The organism is Tropicimonas sp. IMCC34011 (genome assembly GCF_003390865.1).
In the GTDB taxonomy this organism is placed as follows: domain Bacteria; phylum Pseudomonadota; class Alphaproteobacteria; order Rhodobacterales; family Rhodobacteraceae; genus Tropicimonas_B.
This window is the reverse complement of sequence record NZ_QMEJ01000005.1, coordinates 308,666-325,932: the sequence shown is the minus strand read 5'-3', so window position 1 is coordinate 325,932 and position 17,267 is coordinate 308,666. Positions and strand designations below refer to the sequence as shown.

Here is a 17,267-nt window from a genome sequence, read left to right as displayed (position 1 = left end):
GCGGGCAGCGGCCGTGAAGGAACGCCTTATTCGGCGTCCTCCTCTTCCGGCACGGTGTCCTCTTCCTCCGCATCCAGGAGTTCCATGTTGAGGCCCAGACCGCGGACCTCCTTGACGAGAACGTTGAACGATTCGGGCACGCCCGCCTCGAAGTTGTCCTCGCCCTTGACGATGCTCTCGTAGACCTTGGTCCGACCGGCGACGTCATCCGACTTCACCGTCAGCATCTCCTGCAAGGTGTAGGCCGCGCCGTAGGCTTCAAGCGCCCAGACCTCCATCTCACCGAAGCGCTGACCGCCGAACTGCGCCTTGCCGCCGAGCGGTTGCTGGGTGACGAGGCTGTAGGGACCGGTCGAACGGGCGTGGATCTTGTCGTCCACCAGGTGGTGAAGCTTCAGCAGGTACTTCATGCCCACCGTGACCCTGCGGGCGAACTGCTCGCCCGTCCGGCCGTCGAACAGCTCGGATTGACCCGAGTGATCGAAGCCCGCGCGCACCAGCTGCTCGTCCACGTCCGCTTCCTTGGCGCCGTCGAAGACCGGCGTGGCGATCGGCACGCCACGCGTGGCATTGCCGGCCGCTTCGAGCAGAAGGGCGTCGTCCATGCCCTCGATGCCCTCGGCGTACACGTCGTCTCCGTAGGCCAGCTTCATCGCGTCGCGCACCGGGGTCATGTCCCCGTTGCGGCGATACTCGTCCAGCGCATCGTCGATCTTGATGCCGAGGCCGCGGGAGGCCCAGCCCATGTGCGTCTCGAGGATCTGCCCGACGTTCATCCGGCTCGGCACGCCGAGCGGGTTGAGAACGAAGTCCACGGGCGTGCCATCCGCGAGGAACGGCATGTCCTCCATCGGCACGACGCGGGAGATGACACCCTTGTTGCCGTGACGGCCGGCCATCTTGTCGCCCGGCTGAAGCTTGCGCTTCACCGCAATGAAGACCTTGACCATCTTCATCACGCCCGGCGGCAGGTCGTCCCCGCGACGGACCTTCTCGACCTTGTCCTCGAACCGGGCCTCGAGCGCCCGCTTCTGGTTCTCGTACTGGCTGTTCAGCGCCTCGACGTGCTGCGCCTCCGTCTCGTCCGAGAGGGCGAGCTGCCACCACTGGCCGCGGGACAACGTGCCCAGAAGCTCTTCGGTGATCTCGGAGTTCGCCTTGACGCCCTTCGGCCCCTTCACCGCGGTCTTGCCGAGGATCATGGTCTTGAGGCGGGAGTAGATGTTGCGATCGAGGATCGCGACCTCGTCGTCCCGGTCACGGGCCAGGCGCTCGACCTCTTCGCGCTCGATCTGAAGCGCGCGCTCGTCCTTCTCGACGCCGTGGCGGTTGAAGACGCGCACCTCGACCACGGTGCCGAAATCGCCCGGCGGCAGACGCAGGGACGTGTCGCGCACATCGGAGGCCTTCTCGCCGAAGATCGCGCGCAGGAGTTTCTCCTCCGGCGTCATCGGCGTCTCGCCCTTCGGGGTGATCTTGCCGACGAGGATGTCCGCGGGGCCGACCTCGGCACCGATATAGACGATGCCCGCCTCGTCGAGGTTGCGCAGAGCCTCCTCGCCGACGTTCGGGATGTCCCGCGTGATTTCCTCGGGCCCGAGCTTGGTATCGCGGGCGGCGACCTCGAATTCCTCGATGTGGATCGAGGTGAAGACGTCGTCACGCGCGATGCGCTCGGAGATCAGGATCGAGTCCTCGTAGTTGTAGCCGTTCCACGGCATGAACGCGACGACCACGTTCTTGCCCAGGGCCAGCTCGCCGAGCTCGGTGGAGGGACCGTCGGCGACGACCTCGCCCTTGCCCACCGTATCGCCCACCTTCACCAGCGGACGCTGGTTGATGCAGGTGTTCTGGTTGGAGCGCTGGAACTTGCGCAGACGGTAGATGTCCACGCCCGGATCGCCGGGATCGAGATCCCCGGTGGCGCGCACGACGATACGCTGCGCGTCGACCTGGTCGACGATGCCGGCACGGCGCGCGGTGATCGCCGCGCCCGAGTCCCGTGCCACCACTTCCTCGATGCCGGTGCCGACGAGAGGCGCCTCGGCCTGCAGGAGCGGAACTGCCTGACGCTGCATGTTCGAGCCCATGAGAGCACGGTTGGCGTCATCGTTCTCGAGGAACGGGATCAGCGAGGCCGCGACGGAGACCAGCTGCTTGGGGGACACGTCGATGAGGTCGACATGCTCGTTCGGCGCCAGGGTGTACTCGCCCGACTGACGGGTGGAGACGAATTCCTGGACGAACTTGCCGTTCTCGTCGAGTTCCGCGTTCGCCTGCGCCACGACGTGGCGCATTTCCTCGGTCGCGGACATGTAGTGGACCTCGTCGGTCACCTGTCCTTCGTTCACCACGCGGTAGGGCGTCTCGATGAAGCCGTACTTGTTCACGCGTGCGAACGTAGCGAGCGAGTTGATGAGACCGATGTTCGGGCCTTCCGGCGTCTCGATCGGGCACATCCGGCCGTAGTGGGTCGGGTGAACGTCGCGCACCTCGAAGCCGGCGCGCTCGCGGGTCAGACCGCCGGGCCCGAGCGCCGAGAGGCGACGCTTGTGCGTGACCTCGGAGAGCGGGTTGGTCTGGTCCATGAACTGGCTGAGCTGCGAGGAGCCGAAGAACTCGCGCACGGCGGCCGCGGCGGGCTTCGCGTTGATCAGGTCCTGCGGCATGACCGTGTCGATCTCGACGGAGGACATGCGCTCCTTGATCGCGCGCTCCATCCGCAGGAGGCCGACGCGATACTGGTTCTCCATCAGCTCGCCGACCGAACGCACCCGGCGGTTGCCGAGGTGGTCGATGTCGTCGATCTCGCCCTTGCCGTCCCGCAGCTCGACGAGCGCCTTGATGCAGGCGACGATGTCCTCACGGCGCAACGTGCGCTGTGTGTCCTCGGCATCGAGGGCGAGGCGCATGTTCATCTTGACGCGGCCGACCGCAGACAGGTCGTACCGCTCGCTGTCGGCGAACAGGCTGTCGAACAGGGTGCTGGCGGCCTCGACGGTGGGCGGCTCGCCCGGACGCATCACGCGGTAGATGTCCATGAGCGCGGTCTCGCGGTTCATGTTCTTGTCCACCGCCATCGTGTTGCGGATGTACGGACCCACGTTGATGTTGTCGATGTCGAGCACCGGGATGTCGGTCACGCCGGCATCGAGCAGTTCCTTCAAGGTCCCGCCAGTGACGTCACCGGCCTTGTCGACTTCCCAGGTCAGCTCGTCCCCGGCCTCGACGTAGATCGCGCCGGTTTCCTCGTTGATGATGTCCTTGGCGACGAAGCGGCCGATGATCTGGTCGAACGGCACGAGAAGGTCGGAGACCTTGCCCTCGTCGATCAGCTGCTTGACGGCGCGCGGCGTCACCTTCTTGCCGGCTTCGGCGAAGACCTCGCCGGTATCGGCATCCACGAGGTCGAAGGTCGGACGGGTGCCGCGGACGCGCTCGGGGAAGAAGTGCGTGACCCAGCCCTTGTTGCCTTCGCGGCGGTAGTTGACGGTCTCGTAGTAAGCGTCGGTGATCGCTTCCTGATCGAGGCCGAGCGCATAGAGCAGCGTCGTGACCGGGAGCTTCCGGCGACGGTCGATACGCGCATAGACGATGTCCTTGGCGTCGAACTCGAAGTCCAGCCAGGAGCCGCGGTACGGGATGATCCGGCAGGCGAAGAGCAGCTTGCCCGAGGAGTGCGTCTTGCCCTTGTCATGATCGAAGAACACGCCCGGGGAGCGGTGCATCTGGGATACGATGACCCGCTCGGTGCCGTTGACGACGAACGTACCGTTCTGCGTCATGAGGGGCATGTCCCCCATGAACACGTCCTGCTCCTTGATGTCCTTGACGGACTTGGCGCCGGTGTCCTCGTCCACATCGAACACGATGAGACGGAGGGTGACCTTCAGCGGCGCGGAATATGTCATGTCCCGCTGCTGGCATTCCTCGACGTCGTATTTCGGACGCTCGAGCTCGTACTTCACGAACTCGAGAACCGCGGTCTCGTTGAAGTCCTTGATCGGGAAGACCGACTGGAACACGCCGGCAATGCCCTCGCCGTCCATCGGCTCGAGCTGATCGCCGGACTTCAGGAAAAGATCGTAGGACGACTTCTGAACCTCGATGAGGTTCGGCATCTCAAGGACTTCCCTGATCTTGCCGTAATATTTCCGAAGCCGTTTCTGACCGAGATAGGATTGCGCCATGCCGTAAGACACCTTTCGTCTGTCGCGGATCGCCAGCGTCCCGGGGCCGGACGCGAGCGCCGCTCACGAATGAAGGCGGCGGGGTTCCATTCCTGCGGCCGTCCCACCGGCCGCGCCCGAACCCCTTCGGGGAGCCTCGCCTTGGACAGGGTCCGACCGCACGACGCGGCGCGGGCCCTGTCCGAGAAGGGCTCAGGCCGGGCCCGGGATAACTCCCCGGCCCGGCCGTCGTCTCGCACGTCACCTGGGGCGGAACACCGCCCCGGCGCGTGATTACTTGACCTCGACCTCGGCGCCGGCAGCTTCCAGCTTGGTCTTGATCTCTTCGGCTTCGTCCTTGGAGACGCCTTCCTTGACGGCCTTGCCGCCAGCTTCGACGAGCTCCTTGGCTTCTTTCAGGCCGAGGCCCGTGATGCCGCGGACTTCCTTGATGACGTTGATCTTCTGAGCGCCAGCGGCCTTCAGGATCACGTCGAACTCGGTCTTCTCTTCTTCGGCAGCGCCGCCGGCATCGCCGGCCGGACCGGCCATCATCACCGCGCCGCCAGCGGCGGGCTCGATGCCGTACTCGTCCTTGAGGATGGTTTTCAGCTCTTGCGCCTCGAGAAGGGTGAGACCCACGATCTCTTCGGCGAGTTTTTTCAGATCAGCCATGATTACTTTTCCGTTTGCTTAGATGTGTCCCGGCGTTGCGAGGATCAACCCCGCGCCGGTCTCGCGTCGTCTCACGCGGCCTCGCCGCGCTCCTCGATGGTGCTGAGAATGCTCGCGATGTTCGAAGCGGGCGCGCCAATCGCACCGGCGATGTTCGAAGCGGGTGCGCCGATGCAGCCGGCGATGGAAGCGATGAGCTCCTCGCGCGACGGCAGTTTCGACACGGCTTCGACACCGGCCCGGTCGAGGGCCGACCCACCCATTGCACCGCCAATGATTTCGAACTTCTTGTTCGTCTTGGCGAAGTCCTCGACCACCTTGGCAGCTGCCACGGGGTCTTCGGAATAGGTGAGCACGGTCATGCCCGTCAGGTAGTCCGCAATGGAAGCAGCGGGCGTCCCCTCGAGGGCGATCTTGGCAAGCCTGTTCTTGGCAACGCGCACGGAGCCGCCGGCGTCGCGCGCACGCGCCCGGAGGTCCTGCATCTCGGCGACCGTGAGACCTTCGTAGTGGGAAACCACCACGACGCCAGAGCTTTCGAAGATCTGGCCGAGTTCCTCGACCACTTTCTCTTTCTGGGCTCTATCCACAGTTTTACTCCAAGTGTGAGGGGCTTTCGCCCCCCGGCTCAATTTGATCCCTTCGCCCTTGCGGGCTCAGGAACCGTTCGGGTCCGCACAGGGTCCCGATCCCAGATCGCCCGAGGGGCAAGAGCCCACACGGAAATCTCGTCTCGGTTTCCCCATCTCGGGAAGGAATTACCGGACCTTTCGGCCCCACCCTCCGTCTCGGACAGGACGAAGCCCTTCGAAAAGGGCCCCGCCATTCGCGCCCCGCCCCGTAGGACGGGAGCGCGAAATCTCATTCGGCGGCCGTGGCCTGCTCCGGCGCCGCGAGGGCGGAGGAGATATCGACCGACACGCCCGGCCCCATCGTGGAGCTCAGCGACACGCGCTGCATGTAGGAGCCCTTCGCACCGGCGGGCTTCGCCTTGGCGACGGCATCCACGAAGGCGCGCACGTTCTCGATCAGCTTGGCCTCGTCGAAGGACGCCTTGCCGATGCCGGCATGGACGACGCCGGCCTTCTCCACCTTGAACTGGACCTCACCGCCCTTGGCCGCTTCCACGGCCGCGGCGACGTCCGGCGTCACCGTTCCGACCTTGGGGTTCGGCATCAGGTTGCGCGGGCCGAGAATCTTGCCGAGGCGACCGACGATGGGCATCATGTCCGGCGTGGCGATGCAGCGATCGAAGTCGATCTTGCCAGCCTGGATGCTCTCCATCAGGTCCTCTGCGCCGACGATGTCGGCACCGGCGGCGGTGGCCTGCTCGGCCTTGTCGCCACGGGCGAAGACCGCGACGCGGACTTCCTTGCCGGTCCCGTTCGGGAGGGAGACCTTGCCGCGAACCATCTGGTCGGCGTGACGGGGGTCGACGCCGAGGTTGACGGCGATCTCGATGGTCTCGTCGAACTTCGCGCTGGCATTGGATTTCACGATGGAAATCGCTTCCTCGACCGCGATGTTCTCCTTGCCTGCCACGGCCTCACGGGCAGCGCGGGTGCGTTTACCGATCTTTGCCATGACTTACCCTTTCACCTCGATACCCATCGACCGCGCGGAGCCGAGGATGATCTTCATCGCCTGCTCGACATCGGTCGCACTCAGGTCGCGCATCTTGGCTTCCGCGATCTCGCGCACCTGCGCGGTGGTCACGGTCGCGACGGTCTCGCGGCCCGGATTTTCGGCGCCGCGCGGACGGTTGCGCTTGCCCTGCGGCTTCAGGCCGGCGGCCTTCTTCAGATAGAACGACGCCGGGGGCGTCTTGATGTCCATCGTGAAGGACTTGTCCTGGTAATAGGTGATCACGGTGGGGCACGGCGAACCGGGCTCCATCTCCTGCGTCTTGGCGTTGAACGCCTTGCAGAATTCCATGATGTTGATGCCGCGCTGACCGAGCGCCGGGCCCACGGGGGGCGACGGGTTCGCCTTGCCGGCGGGGATCTGCAGCTTCATGGTGCCAGCCAGTTTCTTGGCCATGCCATTTCTCCTTACCAACCGGGGCAACGGCGCGCCGCACCCCGTTCTTCGTTGTCGTGGTCCGGCCTCGCGGGCGCGCCCGCTCCGCCTCCCACGGCTCTCGACGTCAGGACGCTTTCGCGACCTGCGTGAATTCCAGTTCGACCGGCGTCGCGCGGCCGAAGATCGACACCATCACCTTCAGGCGCTGGTTGTCGTCGTCCACATCCTCGACATTGCCGGCGAAGCCTTCGAACGGCCCGTCGGTGACGCTGACCTGCTCGCCGATCTGGTAGCTGATGAGGGAGCGCGGTTGCTGCTCGCCCTCTTCGACGCGGTTCAGGATCTGGTTCACTTCGGCGTCGCGCATCGGCATCGGCTTGCCCTGCGCCCCGAGGAAGCCCGTCACGCGGTTGATCGAGCTGATCAGGTGATACCCGCGGTCGGTCATCTCCATGTGAACGAGCACGTAGCCGGGCATGAAGCGCCGCTCGGCGGTCACCTTCTTGCCGCGCCGCACCTCGATCACTTCTTCGGTCGGAACGAGCACCTCGTCGATCTCGTCCTCGAGACCGGCCGTCGCCACGTCGGTCCGGATCTGCTCGGCGATCTTCTTCTCGAAATTCGAGAGGACGCTGACCGAATACCACCGCTTCGCCATGACCCTGCCCTGTCTTCCTAACCAAGTTCCTCAAACGCAAAGCGGCGTGCTCCGCGAATCGATGCACGCCAGCCGCCGAATGAGGTTCGCGGTCCCTAGCGCCATGCGGCGGCCGGTTCAAGGCCCCCGCGAAAGATGTCAGCCGAAAATGGAGAGAATCGCCGTCAGTCCGGTGCGGATCCCCATGTCGACGAAGAAGAAGAAGATCGCCGCTAGGGTGGCCATGATGAGGACCATGATGGTGGTCAGCACGACTTCGCGCCGCGTCGGCCAGACGACCTTGGCGACCTCGTTGCGGGTCTGCTGGATGAACTGCAGCGGATTGGCCATGGACCGTCTTCTCTCCGTGTGCGCAGATTGAGCGTCGTGCCGCAGGTACGGACCTGCTCCGCGAAATTCAACCCGCGGCGCCGCGGCGCGTGCGCGGCAAACTGGCAGGGGCAGAGGGACTCGAACCCACGACCCTCGGTTTTGGAGACCGATGCTCTACCAACTGAGCTATACCCCTAGGCCGGCTGTGGGCCTACGGCACCCACCGGGTGAAATCAAGCAGCTTTCGTCGCATTCTCTGGTGCGCTCCACGGGTCCCTGCTACCCCCTTGCTCATGGACGCTACGTTACCCCCCACAGATGACGAGGACCGGCTGCTGGCCGCCTTCGCGAAGGCCCCCTGGGAGGGACTTGGACGCCGGGCACTGGGAGATGCGCGGGCCGTGCCCACCATGCTCTCAGAGGCGGAACAGAAGCTCTACTACTGGCTTGCCGCCTTCTGGTGCGAGGGAGCGGGGGAGATCGTGGATCTTGGATGCTTCGCCGGGGGCTCCACCGCCCGCCTTGCCGAGGGCCACCGCGCCGCGGGGCTGGGGAGCGGGATCCACGCCTTCGACCGCTTCACCGCGGATGAGAAGGTGAAATCCTCCATCCTCTACAAGCAGGGCGTCGAGCCTTTCGACGGAGAGGACATCCTGCCGCTCGCGCAGTCGCTGCTCGCGCCCTGGGCCCCCGCCATCACCTATCATCGCGGGGAGATCGACGGGATGACGTGGGATGGCGGACCCATCGAGATGCTCGTCATGGATGCCAGCAAGGCGGCGGGGACGATGGATGCGATGTCCGCCGCGTTCATGCCGCATCTCGTCCCGGGCCGCTCCCTACTCGTCCAGCAGGATTACCTGCACTGGTCCCAGCCCTGGGTCCCGGCGCAGATGGAGCGCATGGCCGGCTGCTTCCGCCCGATCGCCCACGCCCCGCGGGACACACTCGTCTTCCTCTGCACGGCGCCAGTGACGAGCGACATCCTCGAAGCGGGGCGCACCGCAGACGCAAGCGACGAAGCGCTCCTGTCGGATCTGGAGGCGGCCCGGGAGCGCTTCAGGGAATGGGGGCTGGCCGATCGCCTTCAGGAGACCATCGACGGACTACGCGCCAACCCCGGCAAGCGCCGCGCCTTCCAGTTCAGGCGGCCGGGGTAGGAGGCGCGCCCGGGCGGGGCGCCTCATTCTCGCCCCGCCCCCGTTCTCCTTACAAACCGACCGCGCAGGCCAGCCCCGCGACATCCCCCGACGCGAGGTGAGGGATGAGCTCCGCGATCTCTTCCGACGATCGGTCCCACCACGCGATTTTCATCAGGAGCGACACTTCCTCTGGCGAATACCGCATCCGGATCACGCGGGCGGGATTGCCGGCGACGATCGCATAGGGCGGGACATCCTTCGCGACGACGGCCCCTGCCCCGACGATCACGCCGGCCCCGAGCGTGACGCCCGGCAGGATCAGGGCGTTGTGCCCGATCCAGCAATCGGGGCCGATCTCGGTATCCGGCAGGGCCTCGAGCTCCGCCTTGAAGGCCGCCATCGTTTCCGGCGCGAAGATCGCGAAGGGATAGGTGCTGGGACCGGCCATCGGATGATTGGCGGAGGCGGTGACGAAGGTCGCCCCGTGGCCGATCTGGGCGAACCGGCCGATCCTGAGACGCTCCGGCGCGCCGGGATAGAGGTAGGGCGCCAGTCGCGCGGCCCAGTCCTTCGGCGGATCGAAGCTCGAGGCGTAGGCATGATCGCCTACCTCGATATTGGGATGGTCGATGGCGGCGGCGAGGTGAACGAGCCCCTCGTGCGGCGCGCCGGCGAGGGTCAGCGGGTACATGGCCCGCGGATCGGAAAGGGTCGGCATGGACGGACTCCGTGCGATGGTCTGAAAAGGCGGCCCATCTTCAGGGCCGGGGCGGATCAGATCGCGCGGTACTCCATGTCACCCTCCATCGCTTGCGGGTCCCACACTTGCGCTTCCGACCGCGCAAAGGCAACCCCGCCAAAGGAAAACGGCCGCCCCCGAGGGGACGGCCGCCGAATTTCGTCAAGGAGCCGAAGCCCCTCGCCTCTGGATCACTCGATGATCTTGGAGACGACGCCGGCGCCGACGGTGCGGCCGCCTTCACGGATGGCGAAGCGGAGCTTCTCTTCCATGGCGATCGGCGCGATCAGTTCGACCTCGAAGGACACGTTGTCCCCGGGCATCACCATCTCCGTGCCTTCGGCCAGCGTCACCGTCCCGGTCACGTCCGTCGTGCGGAAGTAGAACTGCGGGCGGTAGTTGGCGAAGAACGGCGTGTGACGGCCACCCTCTTCCTTGGTCAGGATGTACGCCTCGGCCTCGAACTTCTTGTGCGGCTTCACCGAGCCGGGCTTGCACAGGACCTGCCCGCGCTCGACGCCTTCACGGTCGATGCCGCGCAGCAGCGCGCCGATGTTGTCGCCAGCCTCGCCGCGATCCAGCAGCTTGCGGAACATCTCGACGCCCGTGCAGGTCGTCGTCTTGGTGTCGCGGATGCCGACGATCTCGATGGAATCGCCCACGTTGATCACGCCACGCTCGACGCGGCCCGTCACGACCGTACCGCGGCCGGAGATCGAGAACACGTCCTCGATCGGCATCAGGAACGGCTGGTCCACGGGACGCTCGGGCGTCGGGATGTAGTCATCCACGGCGGCCATCAGCTCGCGCACCTTGTTCTCGCCGATTTCCGGGTTGTCGCCGTTCATGGCGGCAAGCGCGGAGCCCGAGATGATCGGGATATCGTCGCCCGGGAAGTCGTAGGAGGACAGAAGCTCGCGAACTTCCATCTCGACGAGCTCGAGGAGCTCCTCGTCGTCCACCTGGTCGACCTTGTTCATGAACACCACGAGGCCGGGAACGCCGACCTGGCGGGCCAGAAGGATGTGCTCGCGCGTCTGCGGCATCGGGCCGTCGGCCGCGTTCACAACCAGGATCGCGCCGTCCATCTGCGCCGCGCCCGTGATCATGTTCTTCACGTAGTCGGCGTGGCCGGGGCAGTCGACGTGCGCGTAGTGACGCGCGTCCGTCTCGTATTCCACGTGCGCCGTCGAGATCGTGATCCCGCGCGCCTTCTCCTCCGGCGCGCCGTCGATCTGGTCGTACGCGCGGAAGTCCCCGAAATACTTCGTGATCGCCGCCGTCAGCGTCGTCTTGCCGTGGTCCACGTGACCGATCGTGCCAATGTTCACGTGCGGCTTGTTGCGTTCGAACTTCTGCTTAGCCATCCAAAGGCGCCTTCTCAATTATCGCGGGCGGCAACGCCCCACCGGGTTCAGGTCCGCAGGCGGGTTAAAGTCTCCGGACGGGGAAATCAAGCGCGTTCGACGGATCCCGCGCGCGCAGGGGCGCGCGAAGAAGGATGGTCCGGCCAGGTCCCGCCGGAGCCCGGCCGCCCCGCCTCCCTTGGAGACGTCAGTCGTCCGCGCTGTCCGCTCCGGTGGTCAGGGGCGCGATCGGCTCGGCGCCGAACCATTGCCCGTTCTCCCGCATCCACCGCTCGATCAGGCGCGCGGCGTTCTGCGACAGGTTGCGCATCTGCTCTTCCTTCGACTGCGTGAGACCCGAGCCGACGACGGTTTCCCCCGACAGGCGCTCCAGCGCGACGATCTGCTTGGGCTCGGCGTTGAGCTTGGCCTGCGCGGCATCATCCCAGACGCTGACCGAGACGACCAGCGCCGATTTCGGCGACAGCACGATCGGGATGCCGGGCACCGCGAGCGCGTAGCCGTCGATACTGGCCGCGACGTGATAAAGCTTGTCGCCCTCGAACCGTTTGAAGCGCTGGTCGAGCGCGCTCTTGAGCGAGGCTTCCCATTCCTCCGGCGTCGCGGTGCGCGAGGGGCCGACCTTCTGCGCATTGTCGGCCACGACGATGGTGTAGCCAACGGCGAAGTCCCCGAGAGGCTCGAGCGGCTCGTTCAGGTCCTTGGTGGGCGAACAGGCAGCAAGGCCGGCGACGAACACGCCGGCGAGAAGGCCCCGGGTGAGCGGGCGTATCATGGTCGAAAACGTCTGGCGCATGGCGTCTGGCGAAGCTCCCGCTTGGTCATTCAGGCCAAGGGGGCATAGCGTCTCCCCCACGTCCGCGCAATTGTGCGGGGCGAGCCGGACGCCGATGTGATCCCTTTTCGCCTCCCGCCCGCTCGTCTAGGAACGCGGCAGGCATGCGGCTCGGCAGACGGAAGGATACATCATGGCGGCGACCGACGATCTGAGGCTCGGGGTCAACATCGATCACGTCGCCACGGTGCGGAACGCGCGCGGCGGCGGCGTTCCCGACCCTGTCCGCGCCGCGAAACTCGCCGAGGCAGCCGGGGCGGACGGGATCACGGCGCACCTGCGGGAGGACCGGCGGCACATTGCGGATGCCGACATCGATGCGCTGATGACGGCGCTGAGTGTTCCGCTCAACCTCGAGATGGCCGCGACGGACGAGATGCAGGCCATCGCGCTTCGCCACAGACCCCACGCCGTCTGCATCGTGCCGGAGAAGCGGGAGGAACGCACGACCGAGGGCGGGCTCGAAGTGGCGCAGGACGAAAACCGCCTCGCCCATTTCATCGCCCCCTTGCGTGAGGCCGGCTCCCGCGTGTCGATCTTCATCGCGGCCGACCGCCGGCAGATCGAGGCGGCCGCGCGGATCGGCGCGCAGGTGGTGGAGCTGCATACCGGCGCGTATTGCGATGCCCACGCCCTGGGTCGCTTCGAGGATCGCGATGCCGAGCTGGCTCGGATCACAGACATGGCTGCCCTCGCCCACAGCCTCGGCCTCGAGGTCCATGCAGGTCACGGTCTCGCCTACGACACGGTCGCCCCCGTCGCGGCGCTGCCCGAGATCCGGGAGCTCAACATCGGGCACTTCCTGATCGGGGAGGCGATCTTCGTCGGGCTCGAGGAGGCCATCGGCGAGATGCGTCGCCGGATGGATGCCGCCCGCGCTGGATGAGCCCCCGGCGGTAGCGGCAGGGCGCCGGGGCGACTAGGCTGGCCCGAAGAGGCAGGAACCCCGGAGATCTTCGTCCCATGCGCCATGCCGCACTCGCAGCCCTCGTCGGGCTTCTCCTGACGCTCTCCCCCGTCGCCCATGCTCAACCCGCCTGCACCTATCCGGCCGGGTTCGACGCGCTGACCGAGACGATGACCGCGGAGCTTCGGACCATCCGCACCAGCGCCGGCCTGCCCGCCCTCAGGCACGAGCCGCGACTCTCCCGCGCCGCGATGTCACATGCCTGCTGGATGGCGCGAACGGACACCCTCTCCCATCGGGGCGCCGGTCGTTCGCGGATGACGAACCGCATAGAAAGTGCCGGATACGCCTATTCCGGCGCCGCCGAGAACATCGCACAGGGATACGACACGACTGGGGAGGTGCTGACAGCCTGGATGCGATCGTCCGGTCATCGCCGAAACCTGCTCAACCAAAAGCTGAATGAATACGGGCTCGGTTACGCGGTTGCGCCGAATGGAAGGCCATATTGGGTCATTGTGATGGCACGCCCTCGCTAGCGCCAGTTCAGGCGGCGTGTTCTTGCCACCCCCTCGGCATGATCCAGCACAATCTTAAGTTGACTTCAGGTCAACGCCCGGCTGCGCTCATTCTTTTTTAAGAGGTCGGCCTCATCCTCGAGTGGGACACACAGAACCCCACTGCGAAGGACTCTCCCATGCCTCGCGTATTCAATGCCATCAGCGCCGCGATCTTCCTCTCCCTCGGAGCGACACAGGTCGGCGCCTGCATCATTCCCTCCCAAGCAGACGCGCTGTCATCGCGGGTGATGGATCTGACCGACGGCTTGCGATCCCGCGTCGGTGCCGGCCCGCTCAGCCACGACGCGCGCCTCGCCGAAGCTGCGCAGAAGCAGGCCTGCTGGGTCGCCCGGACCGGGAGGACGATCCATCGGGGCGCCGCCGGCGTCTCCTCCCGCGTTCGGCAGACGGGGTACCGCTATACGCTTGCCGGCGAAAACCTCGCCTGGAGTTACGAGACGCCCGAACAGGTCGCCGCCGCATGGATGCGCTCCCGGTCCCATCGGCGGGCCATGCTGGACGACCGCATGATGGAGGCCGGCGTCGCCGTCGCCGTGTCGGAGGACGGTATGCCCGTCTGGGTCCTGGTGCTCGGCCGCCCCATCTGACGAGCCGCGGCGCATTCTTTTCTCCGTATGACGGGCAACGCCAATCCCGTCGCACGAAAAAGGACCGGCGCCCGCAGGCTGCGCCCGGCGCTTCAGGCGCCGTTCCTTCGCATCGGCAAACGAGGCCCCGTGTCCTCGCCGACCGCGATACGCCACCTCCAGCTGACGAGGAGAGGCCTCGAACCTCCTTTCTGCGCGGCGATCCTCCCCCACCGGGTCGGGCACCCGTGAAAAGAACCGCGCCGGCGAGACCAAACCCCTAAGACGGCGGCGCACTGGACGACCAGCGGATGCGCCCCTAGGACGCTGGCCATGATCTTGGGAATCGGCACCGATCTTGCGAATATCGACCGCATCGCGGCGACGCTGGAGCGCTTCGGCGACCGGTTCCGCAACCGTGTCTTCACCGAGACCGAACAGCGCAAGGCGGAGCGTCGGCGGGACACGGCGGGCACCTATGCCAAACGCTGGGCCGCCAAGGAGGCCTGCTCGAAGGCGCTCGGCACCGGCCTTCGCATGGGGATCGCCTGGAAGGACATGTCCGTGTCCAACCTGTCCACCGGACAGCCTGTCATGCATCTCACCGGCTGGGCTGCCGAGCGCCTCGCCAGCATGACACCCGAGGGGCACGAGGCGATCGTTCACGTCACCCTGACCGACGATCACCCCTGGGCGCAGGCCTTCGTCGTCATCGAAGCGCGCCCGCGGCCAAGGTGACCCGCGCGGCCAGCCGTTTTCGCGTGCGTCCGGGCCGCGCTTGACAGCCCAGCCCCTGCGGACCAAGAGACGCGAAGCCCCGCCAGTGCCGGGGCGCAATTTCCAAAGGCAGGGGCGACGCGTCATGACGAGCAAGGCAGAGGTCAAGGACGGCCTGTGGGAAACCGTCAAGACGGTCGTCTATGCCCTGCTGATCGCGGGTATCTTCAGAACGCTGCTGTTTCAGCCGTTCTGGATTCCTTCGGGCTCGATGAAGGATACCCTGCTGATCGGGGATTTCCTGTTCGTCAACAAGTTCGCCTACGGGTATTCGCAATATTCCTGTCCCTTCTCGCTCTGCACCTTCATCGACGGGCGCTGGGTCTCCTCCGAGCCCGAGCGCGGCGATGTCGTCGTCTTCCGTCACCCGGTGAACGGGACCGACTTCATCAAGCGGCTGATCGGCCTTCCCGGCGACCGGATCCAGATGCGGGACGGCATCCTCTATCTCAACGGCGAGGAGGTGCAGACCGAGCCGGACGGAACGTTCGATGAGGTGATGGCGCCGCAGGGCCCTCAGCGGCTGACCCCGCGCTGCGCCAACGGCCCCGTCGGTCAGGGCGGCACCTGCAGCAAGGAAAAGTTCATCGAAACGCTGCCCAACGGCGTCTCCCATTCGATCCTCAACATCGGCATGGGTCCGAACGACAACACGCCCGTCTATACCGTGCCCGAGGGCCACTACTTCTTCATGGGCGACAACCGGGACAACTCCACCGACAGCCGCGTGGACCAGCTCGCGCGCGGCGTCGGCATGGTGCCGGCCGAGAACCTGATCGGCCGGGCGGACCGTGTCATCTTCTCGGCTGCCGGGCGCTCGCTCTTCTTCTTCTGGACGTGGAGGGCCGACCGCTTCTTCGAGGAGATCGTATGAAGCTCTCGACGGAGCTGAAGGCGTTCGAGCGCCGGCTCGGGCATGAGTTCGCCCAGCCCGAACTGCTCGTCCTTGCCGTGACGCATCCCTCGATGACGACCGATCAGAGGCCGTCCAACCAGCGGCTGGAATTCCTCGGAGACCGCGTCCTGAACCTCTCCATCGCCGACATGCTCTACCGCACCTTCGCGGAGGCCGGTGAGGGCATCCTCGCGCCACGCTACAACGTGCTCGTTCGCAAGGAGACCTGCGCCGACGTCGCCCGGTCCCTCGACCTCGGTGATGCGATGCGGCTCGGCCGGGGCGAGCGGATCACGGGCGGCAAACGCCGGGATTCGGCGCTTGGGGACAGCATGGAGGCGGTCCTCGGCGCGATCTACCTCGATGCCGGTTTCGACGCCGCCCGCGCCGTCGTCGAGCGGCTCTGGGCGCCGCGGTTGTCGACAGTCGAGGCCGATGCGCGCGATCCCAAGACCGCACTGCAGGAATGGGCCCAGGCCCGCAGGCTGCCCTTGCCGAACTATACCCTGATCGATCAGGAAGGCCCCGACCACGCCCGCACCTTCACCATCGCGGCCGAGCTCGCCAACGGCGCGCGGGCAGAGGCAAAGGGCGGATCCAAGCGGCAGGCCGAACGCGCCGCTGCCGAGGCCCTGCTGAACAATCTGGAGACCACAGATGAGCGATGAACAGACCGCCACGACCGGAACGCGGGCGGGCTTCGTCGCCCTGATCGGCGAGCCGAATGCGGGCAAGTCCACGCTATTGAACCGCATGGTGGGGGCCAAGGTCTCCATCGTCACCCACAAGGTGCAGACCACCCGGGCCCGCATCCGCGGCATCGCGATGGAGGGCGCCTCCCAGATCGTCTTCGTCGACACGCCCGGCCTCTTCCGCCCCCGTCGAAGGCTTGATCGTGCGATGGTCGCCGCGGCATGGTCCGGCGCCGCGGATGCCGACGTGGTGGTCCTGCTGATCGAGGCGCATCGCGGACTGACGGAGGGCGTCCGTGCGATCATCGAGTCCCTGAACGACCGGAGCGGCGCTGCCCCAGTGGCTCTCGCCATCAACAAGATCGACCGGGTGAAGGCCGAGACGCTGCTCGCACTGACGCAGAAACTGAACGACGCCTATCCCTTTGCCAGGACATTCCTGATCTCTGCGGAGAAAGGGCACGGCGTGCAGGATCTGCGCGACTGGCTGGCCGCCGAAGTGCCGGAGAGCCCCTGGCTTTACCCCGAGGACCAGATCGCCGACCTCCCGATGCGCATGATCGCGGCAGAGATCACGCGGGAGAAGCTGACCCTGCGCCTCCACCAGGAACTGCCCTACCAGCTCACGGTGGAAACCGAGACATGGGAGGAGCGCAAGGATGGCTCAGTCCGTCTCGACCAGGTGATCTACGTCATGCGGGACGGTCACAAGGGCATCGTGCTTGGTCACAAGGGCGAGACGACGAAGGCCGTGGGCCTGGCCGCACGAACGGAGCTGGAAGAGTTCCTCGGTCGCCGCGTCCACCTTTTCCTGCAGGTGAAGGTCCGGCCGGACTGGCTGAACGAACGTGAGCGCTACTCCGAGATGGGCCTCGATTTCAGCGACGGCGATGGATAAGGCATCTCTTAACGGTTTAGCGATAATCTTGC

The 17,267-nt window shown here is 66.1% G+C and carries 18 protein-coding genes and 1 tRNA gene; 8 read left to right on the top strand and 11 right to left on the bottom strand.

All coding sequences use genetic code 11. The features are described 5' to 3' along the window. Nucleotides 1-26: 26 nt before the first annotated feature. From rpoB to DQG15_RS15815, 8 genes are all read right to left on the bottom strand, one after another. Complete coding sequence (gene rpoB / locus DQG15_RS15850) at nt 27-4,190, bottom strand: DNA-directed RNA polymerase subunit beta (RefSeq protein WP_116086926.1); 4,164 nt, start codon at nt 4,188-4,190, stop codon at nt 27-29. Between the two features lie 273 nt (nt 4,191-4,463). Beyond that, nucleotides 4,464-4,844: a 50S ribosomal protein L7/L12 gene (rplL, locus tag DQG15_RS15845; protein ID WP_116086923.1), complete on the bottom strand. Its 381-nt coding sequence runs from the start codon at nt 4,842-4,844 to the stop codon at nt 4,464-4,466. A 71-nt stretch (nt 4,845-4,915) separates the two neighbouring features. After that, on the bottom strand, nt 4,916-5,434 hold the full coding sequence (gene rplJ, locus DQG15_RS15840) for a 50S ribosomal protein L10 (protein ID WP_116086921.1): 519 nt from the start codon (nt 5,432-5,434) through the stop codon (nt 4,916-4,918). Between the two features lie 271 nt (nt 5,435-5,705). Continuing rightward, a complete protein-coding gene (gene rplA, locus DQG15_RS15835; RefSeq protein WP_116086919.1) occupies nt 5,706-6,428 on the bottom strand; it encodes a 50S ribosomal protein L1 in 723 nt (240 codons plus the stop codon). A 3-nt stretch (nt 6,429-6,431) separates the two neighbouring features. Beyond that, nucleotides 6,432-6,884, bottom strand: a complete 453-nt coding sequence (gene rplK / locus DQG15_RS15830) for a 50S ribosomal protein L11 (RefSeq protein WP_116086917.1) — start codon at nt 6,882-6,884, stop codon at nt 6,432-6,434. Nucleotides 6,885-6,990: 106 nt separating this feature from the next. Beyond that, nucleotides 6,991-7,524, bottom strand: coding sequence for a transcription termination/antitermination protein NusG (gene nusG / locus DQG15_RS15825; RefSeq protein WP_116086915.1), 534 nt, complete (start codon nt 7,522-7,524; stop codon nt 6,991-6,993). A gap of 138 nt (nt 7,525-7,662) precedes the next feature. Next, nucleotides 7,663-7,854: a preprotein translocase subunit SecE gene (gene secE, locus DQG15_RS15820; RefSeq protein WP_116086913.1), complete on the bottom strand. Its 192-nt coding sequence runs from the start codon at nt 7,852-7,854 to the stop codon at nt 7,663-7,665. A gap of 102 nt (nt 7,855-7,956) precedes the next feature. After that, nucleotides 7,957-8,032: transfer RNA gene (locus DQG15_RS15815), tRNA-Trp, on the bottom strand. A 97-nt stretch (nt 8,033-8,129) separates the two neighbouring features. Between DQG15_RS15815 and DQG15_RS15810 the strand changes: the two genes are divergently transcribed. After that, a complete protein-coding gene (locus DQG15_RS15810) occupies nt 8,130-8,996 on the top strand; it encodes a hypothetical protein (protein WP_232830888.1) in 867 nt (288 codons plus the stop codon). 49 nt (nt 8,997-9,045) lie between these two features. On the opposite strand, the gene DQG15_RS15805 is transcribed toward DQG15_RS15810, so the two are convergent. From DQG15_RS15805 to DQG15_RS15795, 3 genes are all read right to left on the bottom strand, one after another. Continuing rightward, a complete protein-coding gene (locus DQG15_RS15805; protein WP_116086909.1) occupies nt 9,046-9,696 on the bottom strand; it encodes a CatB-related O-acetyltransferase in 651 nt (216 codons plus the stop codon). 212 nt (nt 9,697-9,908) lie between these two features. Then, entirely contained in the window at nt 9,909-11,084 is a 1,176-nt protein-coding gene (gene tuf / locus DQG15_RS15800) for an elongation factor Tu (protein ID WP_116086907.1), read from the bottom strand. 187 nt (nt 11,085-11,271) lie between these two features. After that, nucleotides 11,272-11,859: a hypothetical protein gene (locus DQG15_RS15795; RefSeq protein WP_157969024.1), complete on the bottom strand. Its 588-nt coding sequence runs from the start codon at nt 11,857-11,859 to the stop codon at nt 11,272-11,274. 193 nt (nt 11,860-12,052) lie between these two features. Between DQG15_RS15795 and DQG15_RS15790 the strand changes: the two genes are divergently transcribed. From DQG15_RS15790 to era, 7 genes are all read left to right on the top strand, one after another. Next, the gene (locus DQG15_RS15790; RefSeq protein WP_116086903.1) at nt 12,053-12,805 is read left to right on the top strand and encodes a pyridoxine 5'-phosphate synthase; all 753 of its coding nucleotides are present in this window, start codon (nt 12,053-12,055) and stop codon (nt 12,803-12,805) included. 77 nt (nt 12,806-12,882) lie between these two features. Beyond that, entirely contained in the window at nt 12,883-13,365 is a 483-nt protein-coding gene (locus DQG15_RS15785; protein ID WP_116086901.1) for a CAP domain-containing protein, read from the top strand. Between the two features lie 158 nt (nt 13,366-13,523). Further along, nucleotides 13,524-13,994 carry a CAP domain-containing protein gene (locus tag DQG15_RS15780; protein WP_116086899.1) on the top strand — a complete coding sequence of 157 codons (471 nt, stop codon included), beginning with the start codon at nt 13,524-13,526 and terminating at the stop codon, nt 13,992-13,994. A gap of 312 nt (nt 13,995-14,306) precedes the next feature. Continuing rightward, nucleotides 14,307-14,711 carry a holo-ACP synthase gene (gene acpS / locus DQG15_RS15775; protein ID WP_116086897.1) on the top strand — a complete coding sequence of 135 codons (405 nt, stop codon included), beginning with the start codon at nt 14,307-14,309 and terminating at the stop codon, nt 14,709-14,711. Nucleotides 14,712-14,835: 124 nt separating this feature from the next. Continuing rightward, on the top strand, nt 14,836-15,624 hold the full coding sequence (lepB, locus tag DQG15_RS15770; RefSeq protein WP_116086895.1) for a signal peptidase I: 789 nt from the start codon (nt 14,836-14,838) through the stop codon (nt 15,622-15,624). Next, a complete protein-coding gene (gene rnc / locus DQG15_RS15765) occupies nt 15,621-16,313 on the top strand; it encodes a ribonuclease III (protein ID WP_116086893.1) in 693 nt (230 codons plus the stop codon). The genes lepB and rnc overlap by 4 nt, the downstream gene beginning before the upstream one ends. Then, nucleotides 16,303-17,235, top strand: a complete 933-nt coding sequence (gene era / locus DQG15_RS15760) for a GTPase Era (RefSeq protein ID WP_116086891.1) — start codon at nt 16,303-16,305, stop codon at nt 17,233-17,235. The genes rnc and era overlap by 11 nt, the downstream gene beginning before the upstream one ends. The last annotated feature ends 32 nt before the right edge of the window (nt 17,236-17,267 follow it).